This is a genomic window from Microbulbifer sp. TYP-18, from assembly GCF_040932045.1.
GTDB lineage: Bacteria > Pseudomonadota > Gammaproteobacteria > Pseudomonadales > Cellvibrionaceae > Microbulbifer.
Map to the genome: position 1 here is coordinate 45,480 of NZ_JBFRBC010000001.1, position 16,885 is coordinate 62,364.

The 16,885-nt window shown below is 59.4% G+C and carries 16 protein-coding genes; 5 read left to right on the top strand and 11 right to left on the bottom strand.

Annotated features, from left to right (window positions below; all coding sequences use genetic code 11):
• Positions 1-127: 127 nt before the first annotated feature.
• The 3 genes from holA to leuS form a co-directional block, all read right to left on the bottom strand.
• Positions 128-1,129 (bottom strand): DNA polymerase III subunit delta, encoded by a 1,002-nt coding sequence (holA, locus tag ABVT36_RS00175; protein WP_368454727.1) that lies wholly within the window; start codon positions 1,127-1,129, stop codon positions 128-130.
• Positions 1,130-1,137: 8 nt separating this feature from the next.
• Positions 1,138-1,656 carry an LPS assembly lipoprotein LptE gene (gene lptE, locus ABVT36_RS00180; protein WP_368454728.1) on the bottom strand — a complete coding sequence of 173 codons (519 nt, stop codon included), beginning with the start codon at positions 1,654-1,656 and terminating at the stop codon, positions 1,138-1,140.
• Positions 1,657-1,728: 72 nt separating this feature from the next.
• Entirely contained in the window at positions 1,729-4,329 is a 2,601-nt protein-coding gene (gene leuS, locus ABVT36_RS00185; RefSeq protein ID WP_368454729.1) for a leucine--tRNA ligase, read from the bottom strand.
• A 92-nt stretch (positions 4,330-4,421) separates the two neighbouring features.
• Here leuS and ABVT36_RS00190 point away from each other — a divergent pair, with 92 nt between their 5' ends.
• The 3 genes from ABVT36_RS00190 to ABVT36_RS00200 all read left to right on the top strand — a co-directional run bounded on the left by ABVT36_RS00190 (position 4,422) and on the right by ABVT36_RS00200 (position 6,213).
• Entirely contained in the window at positions 4,422-4,871 is a 450-nt protein-coding gene (locus ABVT36_RS00190) for a hypothetical protein (protein ID WP_368454730.1), read from the top strand.
• Positions 4,871-5,650 (top strand): YdcF family protein, encoded by a 780-nt coding sequence (locus tag ABVT36_RS00195; RefSeq protein ID WP_368454731.1) that lies wholly within the window; start codon positions 4,871-4,873, stop codon positions 5,648-5,650. Before ABVT36_RS00190 ends, ABVT36_RS00195 begins: the two co-directional genes overlap by 1 nt.
• A 191-nt stretch (positions 5,651-5,841) precedes the next feature.
• Positions 5,842-6,213, top strand: coding sequence for a hypothetical protein (locus ABVT36_RS00200; protein WP_368454732.1), 372 nt, complete (start codon positions 5,842-5,844; stop codon positions 6,211-6,213).
• 50 nt (positions 6,214-6,263) lie between these two features.
• Here the strand turns inward: ABVT36_RS00200 and ABVT36_RS00205 are convergent, their stop codons facing one another.
• The 6 genes from ABVT36_RS00205 to miaB all read right to left on the bottom strand — a co-directional run bounded on the left by ABVT36_RS00205 (position 6,264) and on the right by miaB (position 12,927).
• Positions 6,264-7,175, bottom strand: coding sequence for a TIGR01777 family oxidoreductase (locus tag ABVT36_RS00205; RefSeq protein ID WP_368454733.1), 912 nt, complete (start codon positions 7,173-7,175; stop codon positions 6,264-6,266).
• A 105-nt stretch (positions 7,176-7,280) separates the two neighbouring features.
• Positions 7,281-8,849 carry an apolipoprotein N-acyltransferase gene (gene lnt, locus ABVT36_RS00210; protein ID WP_368454734.1) on the bottom strand — a complete coding sequence of 523 codons (1,569 nt, stop codon included), beginning with the start codon at positions 8,847-8,849 and terminating at the stop codon, positions 7,281-7,283.
• A gap of 60 nt (positions 8,850-8,909) precedes the next feature.
• Positions 8,910-9,806, bottom strand: coding sequence for an HlyC/CorC family transporter (locus ABVT36_RS00215; protein ID WP_367150630.1), 897 nt, complete (start codon positions 9,804-9,806; stop codon positions 8,910-8,912).
• A 32-nt stretch (positions 9,807-9,838) separates the two neighbouring features.
• Positions 9,839-10,330 carry an rRNA maturation RNase YbeY gene (gene ybeY, locus ABVT36_RS00220; protein ID WP_368454735.1) on the bottom strand — a complete coding sequence of 164 codons (492 nt, stop codon included), beginning with the start codon at positions 10,328-10,330 and terminating at the stop codon, positions 9,839-9,841.
• A 23-nt stretch (positions 10,331-10,353) separates the two neighbouring features.
• On the bottom strand, positions 10,354-11,379 hold the full coding sequence (locus ABVT36_RS00225; RefSeq protein ID WP_368454736.1) for a PhoH family protein: 1,026 nt from the start codon (positions 11,377-11,379) through the stop codon (positions 10,354-10,356).
• A 168-nt stretch (positions 11,380-11,547) separates the two neighbouring features.
• Entirely contained in the window at positions 11,548-12,927 is a 1,380-nt protein-coding gene (gene miaB, locus ABVT36_RS00230) for a tRNA (N6-isopentenyl adenosine(37)-C2)-methylthiotransferase MiaB (protein WP_368454737.1), read from the bottom strand.
• Positions 12,928-13,127: 200 nt separating this feature from the next.
• On the opposite strand from miaB, the gene ABVT36_RS00235 reads away from it, so the two are divergent.
• Together ABVT36_RS00235 and ABVT36_RS00240 are read left to right on the top strand one after the other, a co-directional pair.
• Entirely contained in the window at positions 13,128-13,460 is a 333-nt protein-coding gene (locus ABVT36_RS00235; protein ID WP_367150634.1) for a DUF1820 family protein, read from the top strand.
• A gap of 448 nt (positions 13,461-13,908) precedes the next feature.
• Entirely contained in the window at positions 13,909-14,031 is a 123-nt protein-coding gene (locus ABVT36_RS00240) for a hypothetical protein (RefSeq protein ID WP_368454738.1), read from the top strand.
• A gap of 10 nt (positions 14,032-14,041) precedes the next feature.
• Here ABVT36_RS00240 and ABVT36_RS00245 read toward each other — a convergent pair whose 3' ends face one another.
• Complete coding sequence (locus tag ABVT36_RS00245) at positions 14,042-15,319, bottom strand: aminotransferase class I/II-fold pyridoxal phosphate-dependent enzyme (protein ID WP_368454739.1); 1,278 nt, start codon at positions 15,317-15,319, stop codon at positions 14,042-14,044.
• Between the two features lie 109 nt (positions 15,320-15,428).
• Positions 15,429-16,196: a DUF6279 family lipoprotein gene (locus ABVT36_RS00250; protein ID WP_368454740.1), complete on the bottom strand. Its 768-nt coding sequence runs from the start codon at positions 16,194-16,196 to the stop codon at positions 15,429-15,431.
• Positions 16,197-16,885 lie beyond the last annotated feature (689 nt).

Consider the following 16,885-nt stretch of genomic DNA (forward strand, 5'->3'; position numbering starts at 1 on the left):
GTCCTCGCTGGCAGCAGCTGTGGGCGCTATAGCAAGATAGCGGACGAGGACGTCAAAGCCTAGCAGGCTGTTGAAAAAGTGTTTTTCAGCAGTCTGCTGTTCCGAACAGGGATGTTCGGGCCGCAAATCAGACACTGCGTTTGCCGGCTAGGTTGAGGGTGAGTTCCAGCAGCCCGCTCCAGGGGTCCCGGCCGCGGTCGCCCTTGATTGCGCTATCCACGGCCCTGGCCCGCAACAACAGTTCTTCGAGCTGGCGCCGTTCAAGCCGCGACAGTGCGGATTGCACCAGCGGCTGGCGTTTTTGGATACGGACCAGCCGGCCGATGGGCTGGCCCTGGTCCAGTTGCTGGCCCACTTCTATCAGGCTGCGTATCTCCCGCGCCAGAGCCCAGAGTACCACCGGTGCCTCGACGCCCTCGGCTCGCAAGCCGTGCAGGGTTTTTACCGCCCTGTCCGCGTCGCCGGCGAGCGCCCGGTCGATCAGGCCAAACACATCGTAGCGAGCCGAGCTGGCCACGGCCGCGTCCATCAGCTCGGCGGTGATGACCTGACCTGCGCAAAGCAGCTTGAGTTTTTCTATTTCCTGATTTGCCGCCAGCAGGTTGCCTTCGACGCGCTCGGCCAATATCTGAATGGCATCCGGTTCCGCCTCTAATCCCAGGGTGCGCAGGCGCTGGTGGATCCAGCGCGGCATTTCCCGCGCCTCCACCGGCCAAACCTGAATAAGGGTACCCCGTTGTTCGAGGGCCTTAATCCACTTGCTGTTCAGCTGCGTGCGCTCGAGCTTGGGCAGCACCAGCAACAGTACAAGGTCGTCGCAGTGGATGCCGGCGAACTCCTGCAGCGCCCGGCTGCCCTTGTCCCCGGGTTTGCCACCGGGCAGCCGCAGTTCAATGAGTTTTTTTTTCGCGAACAGCGACAGGCTGCCGGCGGCGGCCAGCAGGGTGCCCCAGTCGAAATTGTGCTCGCCGTGCAGCAGTTCGCGCTCGTCGTATCCCTTTTGCCTGGCGGCCGCACGGATACTATCGCAACATTCCTGTACCAGCAGCGGTTCATCCCCGGAAACGACGTAAATCGGGGTCAGCCCCCGATTCAGGTTCTGGGACAACTGGCGGGGATTGATGCGCATCCGACCGCTTAGCTTCTGTCTGACGGCGCTGCATCGATGTCGATGCGGCGCAGCCGGTCGATGATGCGGCTGATCAGGTCGCGCCGCATTTCCACGCGCAATGAGCGCTCCTCCTCACCCTTGCTGACAACTTCGTTGTCGTCCCAAACCAGAGTGCGGTATACGACTGCCTCGGCGTTGTCGAGCAGAGTCCGGCCGCTGCTGTCGCGCACGCTGTAGAGTGCACTGGTGGTCAGTTCGTATTCCGATGCGCGTCCCTTGGCGTCGACGGAGACGGTGCGCCTGCGCTCATTTTCCGCGTGGATGATCAGCACATAGTCCGCCTCTATCGCCGACTCCGCCATGGGCACGCCGGCGTTTTGCAGCAGCCGGGTGAGGCTTTCGGCGGTGTCGGCGCGGGGATTCTGGGCGGTGATGTACAGCTTGCTGCCCGGGGGAAAGTTTTTGGGTGCCCCGCGGAGATGCCAGCCACAGCCACCGGTGGCGATGGAGAGTGTTATCAGCGCAATAGTCAGTGTTTTTTTCATGGCAGTGTGTCCAGTCGCGGGGCCGTCCGGCGTCTTGATCCCTTGCAAAAAAGTGAGGCTGGCGCTGCTCCGTTACCGGGCGACGATGTTGACCAGTTTACCCGGTACCACGATCACTTTGCGGATCTGGGCATCGCCGATGAACTTCAGCACATTTTCGTGGGTCACCGCCAACTGCTCCAGGGCTTCCCTGTCCGCGTCTGCGGGTGCGTCCAGCTTTGCCCGCACTTTGCCGTTGACCTGTACCACCAGGGTGATGGTGGAGCGGACCAGTGCCTCTTCATCCACCTGCGGCCAGGGCGCGTCCACCAGTGGGGTGTCGTGGCCCAGTTCCCGCCAGAGTGCGTGGCAGATATGTGGGGTGACCGGGGCCAGCAGCAGCACTGCGGTGCGCAATGCCTCCGCCTCTGTCGCCAGCCCCTGCTCGCTGTCGCGCTCGGCCAGTCTGATTATTTCGTTGAGCAGCTCCATCACGGCGGCTACGGCGGTGTTGAAAGTCTGGCGGCGGCCATAGTCGTCGCTGACCTTGCGGATGGTCTCGTGGGTCTTGCGGCGCAACTGCCGCTGGCTGTCATTGAGGTTGCCGCTGTCGACAGGTGGTGCGCTGCCGCCACCGGCGGCGATATGGCCGTATACGGTTTTCCAAAGTTTGCGCAGGAAGCGGCTGGCTCCCTCGACGCCGGCATCGTGCCACTCCAGGGTCTGTTCCGGCGGCGCGGCGAATACGGTGAACAGCCGCACTGTGTCAGCCCCGTATTGCTCTACGGCGGCGTGGGGATCTATACCGTTGTTCTTGGACTTGGACATTTTCACCACACCGCCGGCAATGACCTCTTCACCGGTGGCTATTTCAATCGCGCGAACCGGCTTGCCTTTGTCGTCGCGCTCGACGTCAACCTCTGCGGGGTTGAGCCAAGTCTTGTGGCCATTGTCCTGCTTGTAAAAGGATTCCGCCAGCACCATGCCCTGGCACAAGAGCCGCTTGAAGGGCTCGTCACTGGAGAGCAGGCCCTCGTCGCGCATCAGCTTGTGGAAGAAGCGCGCGTAGAGCAGGTGCAGTATGGCGTGTTCGATACCGCCCACATACTGGTCCACCGGCAGCCAGTAGTCCGCGCGGGCCGGGTCCAGCATACCCTCCTCAAAGTCGGGGCAGGTGTAGCGGGCGTAATACCAGCTGGATTCCATAAAGGTGTCGAAGGTATCGGTTTCGCGCTCCACCGGTTTGCCGTCGAGGGTGTCCTGACGCCACTGGGGGTCCGCCTTGAGGGGGGATCGCACACCGTCCAGTTCCACTTCTTCCGGCAGCAGGATGGGCAGTCTGTCCGCCGGTACCGGAATTTCGCCGCCGTCCGGCAGGTTGAACATAGGGATAGGGGCGCCCCAGTAGCGCTGGCGCGACACACCCCAGTCGCGCAGCCGGTAATGGGTTGTGACCCGCCCCCTGCCGGCGGCCGTGAGGGTGTCGGCAATGGCAGCGAAGGCGGCGTCGAAGTCGAGGCCGTCGAAATCGCCGGAATTGACCAGCAGGCCCCGGTCGACAAAGGCGGCACTGTCCAGGTCTATCTGTTCGCCGTCGGCCGGCGCTATTACCTGGGTGATGGGAAGCTGGTACTTGCGCGCAAATTCCCAGTCGCGCTGGTCGTGGGCGGGCACCGCCATCACTGCACCGGAGCCGTAATCCATCAACACATAGTTGGCGACCCACAGCGGCACCTCCTCGCCGGAGATGGGGTGAATTGCCCTGAGGCCGGTATCCATACCGCGTTTTTCCATGGTGGCCATATCGGCTTCGGACAGGGATTGCTGTTTGCACTCGGCGATGAAAGCCATCAACTCGGGGTTGTCTTCCGCCAGTGCCATGGAAATCGGGTGCTCCGCTGCGAGAGACACATAGGTAACGCCCATCAGGGTATCCGGGCGGGTGGTGTATACATCCAGATGATTCACACCGGCGATGGTCTGGGGCAGGGCGAAACTCAGTTCCAGCCCCCTGCTTTTGCCGATCCAGTTGCGCTGCATGGTGCGCACCTGCTCCGGCCAGTGGGGCAGCTTGTCCAGGTCGTTGACGAGTTCGTTGGCGTAAGCGGTGATCCGTATAAACCACTGTGCCAGCTCCCGGCGCTCCACAGTGGTGCCACAGCGCCAGCAGCGGCCGTCCTCCACCTGCTCATTGGCCAGCACCGTCTGGTCGTGGGGGCACCAGTTCACGGCAGAGTTTTTCTTATAGACCAGGCCCTTCTCATACAGGCGGGTAAAGAACCACTGCTCCCAGCGATAATAGGCAGGGCGGCAGGTGGCCAGCTCGCGGGACCAGTCAAAGCCGAAGCCCAACACTTTTAACTGGTCTTTCATGTAGTCGATGTTGGCGTAGGTCCACTTGGCCGGTGCGGTTTTGTTTTGAATGGCGGCATTTTCAGCTGGCAGGCCGAAGGCGTCCCAACCCATAGGGTGCAGGACATTCTTGCCTTGCATGCGCTGGAAACGGGAGATAACGTCGGTAATAGTGTAATTGCGCACATGTCCCATATGCAGCTTGCCACTGGGATAGGGGAACATGGACAGACAGTAGAATTTTTCCCGGCCGGCGTCCTCCGTGACCTCAAAGCTTTTCTGTTCCTCCCAAAACTGCTGGGCGGACGCTTCGACTGTAGACGGGTTGTACTGCTCTTGCATCGGTAGGGAACCTATACTCTGTGATTCAACGCTCAGTGGCACATCCGGAATAACCGGTACACTGACAAACGCCGGATTATATGAGGGATGCCATGACGAAGGAACCGAAGTTGCCGCCGGAGGGTGATTTGGCTGAAGAATTGCGCCGCAGCCTCGAGAACCTGGTGGAAGGGGAGTTGTCGGTTGAAAATTTAACTGCCAACAAGCTGGCCTTTCTGCGCGCCTGGCTCAAGGATGACCTGCACCGTACCGGCGACTATCTGCGGGGCCTGGGGGGCGAGCTGCAGACACTAGAGGAACGCACCGGCGACTGGCTGCTGAATGCCGCTGATCCAACGGAAACCGCCTGGCCCAACTTACTCCGTTGCATCAGTGGCGGGCAGCCCTGGGCACTGGCGGGCGAGACGGTGGGAGAGGGGGAGGAGTTGCAGTGTCTCGGTTGTGGATATCGGGTCCTGCCGGCGCCGCACACCCAGATCACCCCTTGCCACCGCTGCGGTTACGGGTGCTTTAGGCAGATGGAAGGCGGTCTCGAAGCCTAATGGAACTGCACACCAGCCTGACTTCACTGCTGCTGCCGCCGCTGGCGCCCCTGCTGGGTCTGCTGGCGGCCTTTATACTCTGTCTCTTTCCGTCCTCCTCCTGGCTGTTCAAACTGTCCCTGCCCTTGGCCATGGTTTCTTTTGCGGCTCTGTGGATTTGTGCAACGCCAGCATTTTCCGTCTGGCTGGGTAAGCAGCTCGGTGAGCTCCAGCTCGACAGTCCCGGGCCGCCACAGGCAGTGGTGGTTTTGGGTGGGGGGCGTTACCGCAGTTTGAGCAGCGGCAGTGAGCGACTTTCCGCCACCAGCCTGGAGCGGGTGGTCGGCGCCGCACAGGGAGCGCCGGCGCAGCTGCCGATACTGGTTGCCGGTGGGCGGGTTTTGCAGCGGGATCAGGACTCTGAGGCGGATATGATGGTCGCTGTGCTGCAGCAACTGCTGCGGAGACCGGTGACCTGGCGCGACGGCTGCAGCCGCACCACGGCGGAAAATGCGGTCAATAGTGCGGCCATACTGCATGACTCGGGTATTGAGCGTATTGTCCTTGTGACCCACTGGTGGCACATGCCCCGGGCAGCGCGTGTCTTTGCCCGTGCCGGACTGCAGGTACAGCCACTGCCGGTGGGTGTGGTCGATGAGCTTCCGCCCCGCACGCGGGGCGCTCTACTGATGTGGATACCCAGTGCCGCCGCGATGCTGCGCACGCAAACCTACTGGCGGGAGCTGCTGGGTCAGTTCTGGTACCACTGGCGGCCCATGCCGCCGGTGCACAAATGCTAGGCCCTGGGGAACTTCCGGCTAGGGAGCGGTTCTTATTTGCGGGTCACGCCTGGGCCTTGAGAGGTGGTGGCGTGGGGCATATGATAAGTGCCCGCAGTGTCTAGTCTGTCGTCGATTTCCCTGCCTGAACTACCCTTTTTGCGGCGGGGATTGGGGCCGGCGCAGAAAAAAATAAAAGAGGTAATACTGAGATGGAGGCTATTCCTGCATCGTTTTCCCCGATTCAGCTGCACGACCGCCTGAATCGCCCGGTATGGCTCGGCTTCAAGCGGGTCCCGGTGGATGGCCGCGAACTGCTGTTTTTGACTTCCGGCAGCGGCTCGGTCCAGATCGGCAAGAATTTCGAGACTTTTGCCGGGCAGATAGTACGTGAATTTGATATCAATCCTGCGGATGTGGATTTCGTCGAGTTGCGGGACGAAGACGAGCGGCGGCACTGGTATCGATGGCATGCCCAGTGGGTGGGGTCAGCGCCCATGGAGTGCCGGGCTGAAGCGGTGACCGGTGAATCCCGCCGACGCTACCTCGACCAGGCACTGCACGGCGATACGGTGGCGGCCTGATTTACCCCAGATCAGTAGTTCTCTGTTGAGCTTGGCCTCGCGGGGCCGGATCAGGCCACTTGTCGCTTGATGCCGTTTCCCAGCAGGTCGGCCAGCGCCCCTTCGAGAGTCGGATACCTGAAGCTGTAGCCGCTGTCGAGTGCGACGCGTGGTTCCATTCTCTGGCTGGCCAGCAGCAATTCCTCAGCCATTTCCCCAAACAACAGTTTTAGCAGCCATGCGGGAGTGCGCATCACCGCCGGGCGCTGCAGTTGCTTGCCCAGCAGCCGGGCAAAGCTGTTGTTGGTAACCGCTTCCGGGGCGCAGGCGTTAAACGGCTTACAGAGTTGGTGGTCAATCGCGTGTAGCATCAGCCCGACGATATCCTCTTCGTGAATCCAGCTCATCCACTGCTCGCCGGAACTCATGGGGCCGCCCAGACCCAAACGGAAAGCCGGCAGCATCTGGCTGAGGGCGCCGCCGCGGGTGGACATTACGATGGAGGTGCGCATGATGCCGACACAGATACCGGCCTGCTGCAGCGGCAGGGTGGCCGCTTCCCAGTCGCGGCACAGCTGTGCCGCGAAGCCGCCCCCCGGAGGGCTGTTTTCCCGCAGCAGATCGCCGCCGCGGTCGCCGTAGTAGCCTACTGCTGAACCGGACAACAAATATCTTGGGGGTTGCTTGAGCGACAGGCACCAGCGCACCAGTTCTTCCGTGGTACCTATCCGCGAAGTGCGGATTTGCTGGCGGGAGTGTTCCGTCCAGCGGCGGGAAATGGGTTCCCCCGCCAGGTTCACCACAATGTCGACCGGTTCCTGTACCTGCTGCAGTTCGCGGCAGCCTGTGGCGGTTTCTCCACACAGCTGCCGCACCTTGTCCGGCCGCCGGCTCAATACCGTTAGCGTGTTGCCGCGGGCCAGCCAGTGCTGGCAAAACAAACGGCCAATAAGGCCGGTGCCGCCGGTAATCAAACTGTGCATAGTGATGGCATCCTTGCCGGTTGGCATTATTTTTGTGCGGCCCGTGATTTATCTGGAGCCAGTGTAGGATAAATCAGTCATTTTGGGGGCGATTTGCGCGTCTTGTCAGCGCTTGGCCGTCAGCTTGGTATCTTGGTCCGGAGTCGGTTTGTGGCGCAGGGCGAGGCCAATGGCGAGCATCGGCAGCGCCAGTGCAAACGGCAGAGTAATACCGGCCAGCATAAAGGGGGTGACGCCCTGCATGGCAGTGACCCGGCCCACCAGAGTGGCGCGTTCGAACTGTGGCAGGCGCTGGGTAATCCTCCCGTGCGGATCCACGATTGCGGTCACGCCGGTGTTGGTGCCGCGCACCAGATAGCGGCCGGTTTCCAGCGCGCGCATCTGGGCCATTTGCATATGTTGCAGCGGGCCAATGGAATCCCCAAACCAGGCGTCATTGCTAATGGTGAGCAATACCTGGGCATTCAGGGCGGAGTCCGCCACCAGGCTTGGGTAGACGATCTCATAGCAGATAAGCGGTGCCCAGGTGGCGTCGCCGGCATTCAGGGGCTGCTGTTTGTCGGGGCCGGAGCGGATGAAAGAAGTGGGCAGGTCGAAAAACTCTATGGTGCCGCGGATCCAGTTTTCCAGCGGTACATATTCCCCGAACGGCACCAGGTGCCGCTTGTGGTAGACCTGCGGGGTGCGGCCGAACACAGCGGCCGAATTGTACACGACGCGGTGAGCGCGGCTTTCCTCACTGCTGGCCTCGCGGTCATACAGCAGGCCGCTGATCAGGTCGATACCGCTCTGTTCGGCGTTGCGCTGCAGTGCCTGCATCAGGTTCGGCGCCTGGTGGTACAACAGCGGCAGCGCCGCCTCAGGCCAGACAATAACGTCCACTCCCTGTCCCGAGAGGTTGCGGGTGGCCTCCTGATAGCGGTCGATTGTCTCGCCGCGGAAAGCGGGCAGCCACTTTTTCTCCTGGGGGATATTTGCCTGCACCAAGCCCACCGAAAGCGGCTTGCCGGCGGCCTGGGTCCAGGGTACCTGGGACAGCAGTGCCCCGAGCGGCCAGATGGCCAGCACTGCGGTCAGCAGCGCGGCATCGGCTCTGTACCGCAGCGGTCGCAAGCGGCCGGAGACCAGCAGAGCTGCAGTTGCGGCGGTCAGCGCCAGCAACAGGCCCATGCCATAAACACTCACCACCGGCGCCCACCCGGACAGCCAGGTGTGAACATGCCCATAGCCGGAGAACAACCAGGGAAAGCCGGTGAACAGCCAGCTGCGCAGCCATTCGCTCAGGAACCACAGGGCGGCAAAAGCCAGTGCGAAGCTCAACCTATGGTCGGTAAAATGGCCGAGGAAGAAAAATGGCAGGGCGAACAGCAATGCCATAATGGCTGCAAAGGCACCGGTCAGTGCAACACCCAAAACCACCGAGGAGCCACCGAACTGGGTGATGGACACATAGACCCAGGAGGCGCCGCTGACGAAAAGCCCCAGACCGAAACAGAATGCCAGCCAGAGAGTACTGCGTCCCGGCAGTTGGCGGCGGCCGGCGGCGTACAGGTTCAGCCACGCGAACAGGGCGAGGGACAGCAGTCCCAGCGGCCAGAAGTCGAAGGGAGCGAATGACAGGGTGAGCAGGCTACCTGCGACAAGGCTGGCGAGGGAGATGTAGAGTCTGGGCATCTTGTCGGTCTGTTCAGGTCAAATGGCTGTGCGGAATTCCAACCCCGGGTCAGCTCGGGGCTAGGCCGGAATTTTACCCGGGTGGCCCTCGCGGTGTATGCGCAGCAGGTGCACCTGCCGGTTGTCGGCGTAGAGCACGCGGCAGGTGAAATCGCCCATCTGCGTCACCTCGTCGCGCCCCGGCAGGTGGCCGAACGACTGCATCACCAGTCCGCCGACGGTATCGAACTCTTCGTCACTGAGTTCGCTGTCGAAGAACTGGTTAAAATCCTCGATGGGGGTGAGGGCTTTGACGATGTAATCATTCTCGCCCACCTTGCGGATAAAACTATCCTCCTCTTCCTCATCGGTCTCATCTTCAATCTCGCCGACGATTTCCTCCAGAATATCCTCGATAGTGACCACCCCGGATACGCCGCCGTACTCGTCGATTACCACTGCCATATGATAGCGGTTCTCGCGAAACTCCCGCAGCAGTATATTGAGGCGTTTACTCTCCGGGATGATATTGGCGGGGCGTATGATTTCTTCGAGGCTGAAGCCCGTCGCGCCTTTCAGAATCAGCGGCAGCAGATCCTTGGCGAGCAAAATGCCGCGGATATCGTCTATACCGTCACCGGTGACGGGAAAGCGGGAGTGGCCGGATTCGATGATTTTCGGCAGGAACGCCTCCGGCTTGTCCTGCAGGCTCACAACCACCATCTGCGAACGCGGGATCATTATCTCCCGCACCTGTTGGGTGGACACGTCCAGTGCGCCTTCGATGATGGACAGCGCCTCCGCATCCACTACCTGGTTTTCCGCCGCATCCTTGATGATTTCAAGCAGCTCATCGCGGGACTTGGGCTCGGCCGAAAAGGCCCTGAAGAGTTTTTCCAGCCAGTTTTTCTCCCCGGACCGGGGCTTGCTGGAAGAGTGACTACTTGGGGGTTCGTCGGTGGTCATGGAAGTTGCCATGCTCCGTATTCTCTCGTTGCTAGTCTAGTTTGTCACCGGCCGCCGGTGCCGGTGTGGTTTGCGGCAGAGTCGCCGCAGTAAGGGTCGGGGATGTCGAGTCCGGCCAGCAGGCGGGTCTCCAGGCTCTCCATGATCTCTGCGTCGGTGTCCTCGATATGGTCGTAACCCAGCAGGTGGAGTGTGCCATGGACTACCATGTGAGCCCAGTGCGCAGACAGCGGCTTCTGCTGCTGCCGGGCCTCCCGGGCGACCACCGGGGCGCAGATAACGAGATCGCCCAGCAGTGGCAGGTCCAGGTCCTCGGGCAACGCCGCCGGAAAGGACAGGACATTGGTGGGTTTGTCCCGTTGCCGGTACCGACGGTTCAGTTGCCGGCTCTCTTCTTCATCGACAATGCGCACCGTGAGTTCGGCGTCTCCGCGGGTATTGGCCAGCGCAGCGGTGGCCCAGGTGCGAAGCTGGTCATCGCTGGGCAGGCCGGGGGACTGGCTGGCTCGCTGTACGTCGAGGTGCACTTGGTTCATGGCGATCGGCTGGGGTCGCGGCTTCAGGCCGCGTCTTCGTCCTGCCGGCCGGCAGGGGCTTCCTGCGCGGCTTCGTGGAAATCGTAGGCTTCCACAATGCGCTGTACCAGGGGGTGGCGAACCACATCCTTGGCCCCGAAGTGGGTAAAGCTGATGTCGTTGACCCGGCGCAGGACCTCGGCGGCGTGGCGCAGGCCCGAGGCCTGGCCGCGGGGCAGGTCTATCTGGCTGGGATCGCCAGTGATCACCGCAGTGGAGCCAAAACCAATGCGGGTCAGGAACATTTTCATCTGCTCGCGGGTGGTGTTCTGGCTTTCGTCGAGAATCACGAAGGCATTGTTGAGCGTGCGGCCCCGCATGTAAGCCAGCGGTGCCACCTCGATCACATTGCGTTCGATCAGTTTGCCAACGGTTTCGAAGCCCAGCATTTCATACAGGGCGTCGTATAGAGGTCGCAGGTAGGGGTCTACTTTCTGACTCAGGTCCCCGGGCAGGAAGCCCAGCTTCTCGCCGGCCTCCACTGCCGGGCGGACCAGCAGGATGCGCTCCACCTCATCCTTGAGCAGTGCCTCTACGGCACAGGCCACCGCCAGGTAAGTCTTGCCAGTCCCGGCTGGACCGATTCCAAAATTGATGTCATTGGTCTGCACCGCGTGCACATACTTGCGCTGATTGACACCGCGGGGCCGCACCGAACACTTCTTGGTGCGGATCAACACCACCTGCCCGTCTTCCGGCTTACCCTCCGGGCTCTCCTGTTCCAGCAGTTCTTCAACCCCCGACTGCTGCAGTGCCAGGTGGATCTCGTCCGGGGTGAGGACATCGCGCTCGCCGGTTTCTGCATAGAGGAAGCTCAATAGCTCTCCGGCGGCGCGGGCCGAGCTGGGTTCGCCATAAAAGGCAAACCGGTTGCCGCGGTTGCGGATTTCCACATCGAGACGGTGTTCAATCTGGCGCAGGTGCTGATCGAATTGGCCACAGAGATTGGCCAGGCGGCGGGCATCGTTGGGTTCAAGGGTGATACTGTGAGCGAGAGTATGTGTTTCCAAATTGGTTTCCGTGCACCTTTATCTGACATTTAGTCTCTAGGGTATACCGATTTTCCGGCCAGGGGAAAGCTTTGCCTCTGACAAATAGGGTATAGAAAGGAATTTTTATATAATATTTTGCTATTAATATAGATTTCACCGCCTCTGGACCCCTTGTGGGATGCCCACTCAGAACAGTGGGCCATCCAGTTCAGAGGTCACCAGGGTACCGCGCAGCGAGTTTGGCAGCGCCTCTTCGATCAGCAGATCCGCAAAGTTACCGATCAGTGCCAGGTTGTCGCAGCGGAAGTTGACCACACGGTTGTTTTCGGTCCGGCCCTGCAGTTGGCCGGGATCCTTTTTCGACACGCCGGTAACCAGTACGCGCTCTTTATTGCCTACCATGCGCCGGGCAATGGCCGCAGCCTGCCGGTTGATAAGGCCCTGCAACTGCTGCAGGCGCTGTTTCTTGACTTCCCCCGGCGTATCGTCGGGCAAATCCGCTGCCGGGGTGCCCGGGCGTGGCGAATAGATAAAGCTGAAGGAAATGTCGAAGTCCATTTCCCGGATCAGATTCAATGTGGCCGCGAAATCTTTTTCGGTCTCCCCCGGAAAACCGACGATAAAGTCGGAGGACAGGCAGATGTCCGGGCGTATCTTCCGCAGGCGGCGGATCTTGGACTTGTATTCAAGGGCTGTATGGCCGCGCTTCATGGCCATAAGAATCGGGTCAGAGCCGCTCTGAACCGGCAGGTGCAGATGGCTCACCAGTTCCGGTACTTCGGCATAGACGTCGATGAGTGCATCGGAGAACTCCACCGGGTGGGAGGTGGTGTAGCGGATGCGGTCGACACCGTCGATGGCGGCCACATAGGTGATCAGTTCGGCAAAGTCGACCACTTGTCCATCTTCGCCCGGTGCCCGGTAAGCGTTGACATTCTGTCCCAGCAGGTTCACCTCGCGGACACCCTGAGCGGCCAGGTGGGCGATCTCCTCCAGGACATCTGCGAGAGGGCGGCTGACTTCCTCCCCCCGGGTATAGGGGACCACGCAGAAGGTACAGTACTTGGAGCAGCCTTCCATAATCGAGACAAACGCGGTGGCACCGTCGGCTTCCGGTTGCGGCAGGCGGTCAAACTTCTCGATTTCGGGGAAGGATACATCCACCACTACCGCGCCACTGTTGTGCTCCCGGGTCTCCATCATTTCCGGCAGGCGGTGCAGGGTTTGGGGGCCAAAGATCAGGTCCACATAGGGGGCGCGCTTGGAGATGGCCTCGCCTTCCTGGCTGGCGACACAGCCACCGACGCCGATGATCAGGTGCGGATTCTTTTCCTTCAGGTGCTTCCAGCGGCCCAGTTGGTGGAATAATTTTTCCTGTGCCTTTTCACGGATAGAACAGGTGTTGATCAGCAGTACGTCCGCCTCGTCCGGATCGTCTGTGGCTACCATGGCGTGCGACTCGCCCAGCAGGTCGCGCATGCGCCCCGAGTCATACTCGTTCATCTGACAGCCGTGGGTCTTGATATAGAGCTTTTTCACCCGGTCGCGGGGCGCTGATTCGGACATGTCTGGCCTGGCTAAAAACTGTTCAGTTGGAGAGGGGCGGCATTATAGCGACCCGCCAGCAGGCTGCCTAGACGGTGTTCAGGGCAACTGTAGTTAGCACCCGCTATCCTGTGCTATTCTTGCGCGCTTTTTCCTGCATTGGCCAGAATCGCTGCGCAGAGGCTAGTATTCCCAGGGGCAGGCCCTCAACAGAGACATCTATGGCGAACCCAATCTACAAAGTGATTTTTCACAATCAGAATCAGGTGTATGAACTCTACGCCCGTGCCATCTATCAAAGTGATATGTATGGATTTATCGAGGTGGAGGAGTTTGTGTTTGGGGAGAAGTCCCAGTTGGTGGTGGACCCCAGCGAGGAGAAACTCAAAACCGAGTTCGCCTCGGTCACGCGTTCCTATATCCCCATGCACAGTATTGTGCGTATCGATGAGGTGGAGAAAGAGGGCACCGGCAAGATTGTCGAGGTAAAGGGTGAGAAGGTGGCGCAGTTCCCGTTCCCAGCGCCCATGAGGCCCCCGGCGGACACAGAGTAGGCCATAGCCATACCCCTTTTGGGGCCCCAATACCGAGATCAAACCGGTGATTCACCGGGGACTTTTGTAAATTTACGCACGATTTTCACCTGCCGATCGCTGGCTGGCAGTGTAGCGGACAGCATCGCCTGGCTTTTCTCTGTTCGGGTTTGCGGTCTAAACCCAGAAATCCTTAGCGATAAATAAAGTAGTTACAGGCTTGATCGGCATCTAGTAATTGCCTGTAATTTTTCGCAGGCAGGGAGGCCGTAAAAGAGAACAATCTATGCCGATTTATCCGGCAACTAAGCAAGTTGCCGGATAAATATTGTTGCGATAGAGCCTTATCCTCCACTCCGGCGTCTGAGCATCGAGCACTCTGTTGATGTGGCTTGATAGAGAGTGTGTCTGTAATTACTCGCAAATTCGACAGAGGTCTTTTCTTCCATTCCATATGCTGGGAATTGCTTTGGCAAAGCCGGACTATTTTGGCAGTGAGGCGGTGCTATCCTCTTGCTACGCGGTCGGTGGTCTGGTGGTGGATCTGGAGCAGGCAGAGCTCAAATTTGCCCGGCGCTACCTGTCGGGTTGACGTCCCGCGGTCATCCGGATGCCGTGAGCTGGCGGCGCACACTGGCAAGCTTGATGCACAACACCAGTACGGACATGGCGGTATCCAGTTCCTCCAGGGGCGGGAAGCTGGGGGCTATGCGGATATTGCGGTCTTGGGGGTCTTCGCCATAGGGGAAAGTGGCTCCGGCCGGGGTCAGTTTTACCCCGGCGTCGGCGGCCAGCTCCACCACAGCGGCGGCACAGCCGGGCCGGGTGTTAAAAGAAACGAAGTAGCCGCCCTCGGGCGCTTCCCATGCCCCCAGATCCGAATCGCCCAGATGGCTTTCGAGTTGCTGCAGCACACACTCAAACTTGGGCTTCAGTATTTCCGCATGCCTCTTCATATGCTCTTTCAAGCGGGTGAATTCCGGGAACAGGCGCGAGTGGCGCAACTGGTTTACCTTGTCCGGCCCAATGGTCATCACTTCCATCTGTTTTTTAAGGGAAGCGAGATTGGCGGGACTGGCGCTGACAAACGCCACCCCTGAACCCGCATGAGTGATTTTGGAGGTGGAGGCGAACTGCAGCACTGAATCGAGAGTATCGTACTCCAGTGCTGCTGTGCGGATGTTGGGCAGGTTGACCTGGCGCCCCAGGTCGTGGATGGCGTAGGCATTGTCCCAGAAAATCCGGAAGCCGGGGTGGCTGGACTGCCCCAGGCGGGCCATGCGCTCTACCGTCTCCATACTGTAAGTGACGCCGGTGGGGTTGGAAAACTTGGGCACACACCAGATACCGACGATTTCCCGGTCGTCTTTGATGGCAGCCTCAACGGCAGCCATGTCCGGCCCTGTGGCTGTCATCGGGATAGTCACCATGCCGATCCCGAGTTGTGCACAAATAGCGAAGTGGCGGTCATAGCCGGGTACCGGACACAAAAACTTGGGTGCCGTCAATTTGCGCCAGGGTGTGTGGCCGGCAAAACCGAACAGGTAGCCGGTCAGAACGGCGTGATACATCAGAGTGAGTGAGCTGTTGCCCGCAGCTATGACCTCTGCACTGGGCACCTGGAGAATATCTGCGCCCAGTTCGCGCGCGCAGGCCAACCCGGTCAGACCACCATAGTTGCGGGTATCCGTGCCGTCAGATGCCCGGTAGTCATCATTCAGAATACCGTCGAGACTGTCGGCCAGGTGCAGCTGAGCCGCCGAGGGTTTGCCCCGGGTGAGGTCCAGGCTGAGTTGGTGGTCACAGACACGGCGATACTGCGCGCTCAGAGCTTCTTCCCATTCCACGAGTTGTTCACGACTGGCGGAGTCGATATACACACTATTTCTCCCTCGGCCCCCGAAAGCCCGGAGCTTAGCAGTCGTGCCCGGTGGCGTCATCCGTTGTGAAGGAACTTGTGCCAAGTGGCGCAATGACCTGTGATCGTTGTCATTGTGCGGAAAGAGCGCGGAAATCCTCCGCGTAATCCCGCAGTTTGTCTGCCAGATACCGGCGCTGCCGGGGGCTGGTATCGGCGAGGATCGCTTCAGCCAGGCGGCGCGTACTGATACGGCGTTGTTCCTGTCGGAGACGGTACTCCTGCGGCCAAAGCTGTGCGGGGTTCATCATCATCGCCCTTAGTTGCTGTTGATAGCCTTTGGGTTTGTCGCGTAAAAGTTCTACAAACCGGTTTTGCCACAACTGTCGCTGACGATAATGGTGTAAAGGCTCGTATGAGACCTCTGCCCAGATTGCTATCGATGCCTCCTGCCCGTGGTTCAACGGTCCCAGCCAGCGCTTGCTCTGCTTGCGCACCTGGCGGTCGCGGTAAAGCACCATTTCCTCCGGGGGCTTTCGCCACCTTTTCAGCCATTTTTCCCGTTGCCTGCCCAGCTCTCGATCCAGTTGCTCGATCTGATCATCATTGAGGCTGGCAATCAGAGGCAACAGGTCATCGCAGAGCCGATCCCAAGTTTGTCGCCAGAATTCCAGCGCCTTTGTTTCCACAGCCGGTAGGGATATTTGCTGCGTATTGTCGGCCTCCAATCCGATCGCAAGCTGGGTTAAATACTCGGCATAGTGGGGTAACTGAGTCTGTCGATGCCAGTGGTGGAAGCGTGCCAATGTGGTTTTCAGGTTTTCTTTCTGGTCGCGGGACAGATCGACATAATCATCCAGCTGCCAGCCTATCCAGTGATCCAACTGGTTGTAGGCCAACTGGACCCCGGAACAGCTACTAAGTGTTGACAGAAAAATTACCAGAAGCGCTAACCGTAAGGGCCCTAGGCAGGTCGGTGGAATTCGTCCCTGGATCATTCTTGCCTTCCGCTGATGGCTGAGTATCGGTTGAAGTGTCAGGTTAATAATAGGTGTTATCGAGTTTTATCGTCTTGGCTGTTGGCGGCTGGTAAGTCGAATTCATGCCCGCCGAATCCCCCTTTATAGAGGGCATGGTGATACAAACGTCTATAGTTGCACAGAAAATAAGCATTAAATTGATTTCCGGTTAAAGTTGTAATTTGCGCCATAATAAAAATATTAACCAATGCTGTGGATTATTGCGACGATAAAATTAATTCCATTAAAGTTAAATTTTCTCTTATAACAATAAAGGCCAAATATCCATTGGCGCACTATTCTCTTTAAAATTTGTTTTGCTGCAATGGGTTCTTCATAAAAGTTTAACCCTCATCAACTTCAATACTCCCAATCAGACGACTTGATTTTCTGCTGACGAGTTGCTCAGGAGCGGCTTTTCAGTATTTCGATAATTCCTCCTATCCGTCAGTGGCCACCGCCAGGTAATGTCGCAACCGGTTGTGATCTCATAAGTTGTCTTAATTCGTGTCATTTTCCAAAGGGGAAGGTTCACTTTATGAAAAATCGCGTCAAAGACAAATTTTCCC

What these genes read in the sequence shown, in the direction of transcription:
- holA (WP_368454727.1), bottom strand. Translation starts at nt 1,129, where the DNA reads ATGCGCATCAATCCCCGCCAGTTGTCCCAGAACCTGAATCGGGGGCTG.
- lptE (WP_368454728.1), bottom strand. Translation starts at nt 1,656, where the DNA reads ATGAAAAAAACACTGACTATTGCGCTGATAACACTCTCCATCGCCACC.
- leuS (WP_368454729.1), bottom strand. Translation starts at nt 4,329, where the DNA reads ATGCAAGAGCAGTACAACCCGTCTACAGTCGAAGCGTCCGCCCAGCAG.
- ABVT36_RS00190 (WP_368454730.1), top strand. Translation starts at nt 4,422, where the DNA reads ATGACGAAGGAACCGAAGTTGCCGCCGGAGGGTGATTTGGCTGAAGAA.
- ABVT36_RS00195 (WP_368454731.1), top strand. Translation starts at nt 4,871, where the DNA reads ATGGAACTGCACACCAGCCTGACTTCACTGCTGCTGCCGCCGCTGGCG.
- ABVT36_RS00200 (WP_368454732.1), top strand. Translation starts at nt 5,842, where the DNA reads ATGGAGGCTATTCCTGCATCGTTTTCCCCGATTCAGCTGCACGACCGC.
- ABVT36_RS00205 (WP_368454733.1), bottom strand. Translation starts at nt 7,175, where the DNA reads ATGCACAGTTTGATTACCGGCGGCACCGGCCTTATTGGCCGTTTGTTT.
- lnt (WP_368454734.1), bottom strand. Translation starts at nt 8,849, where the DNA reads ATGCCCAGACTCTACATCTCCCTCGCCAGCCTTGTCGCAGGTAGCCTG.
- ABVT36_RS00215 (WP_367150630.1), bottom strand. Translation starts at nt 9,806, where the DNA reads ATGGCAACTTCCATGACCACCGACGAACCCCCAAGTAGTCACTCTTCC.
- ybeY (WP_368454735.1), bottom strand. Translation starts at nt 10,330, where the DNA reads ATGAACCAAGTGCACCTCGACGTACAGCGAGCCAGCCAGTCCCCCGGC.
- miaB (WP_368454737.1), bottom strand. Translation starts at nt 12,927, where the DNA reads ATGTCCGAATCAGCGCCCCGCGACCGGGTGAAAAAGCTCTATATCAAG.
- ABVT36_RS00235 (WP_367150634.1), top strand. Translation starts at nt 13,128, where the DNA reads ATGGCGAACCCAATCTACAAAGTGATTTTTCACAATCAGAATCAGGTG.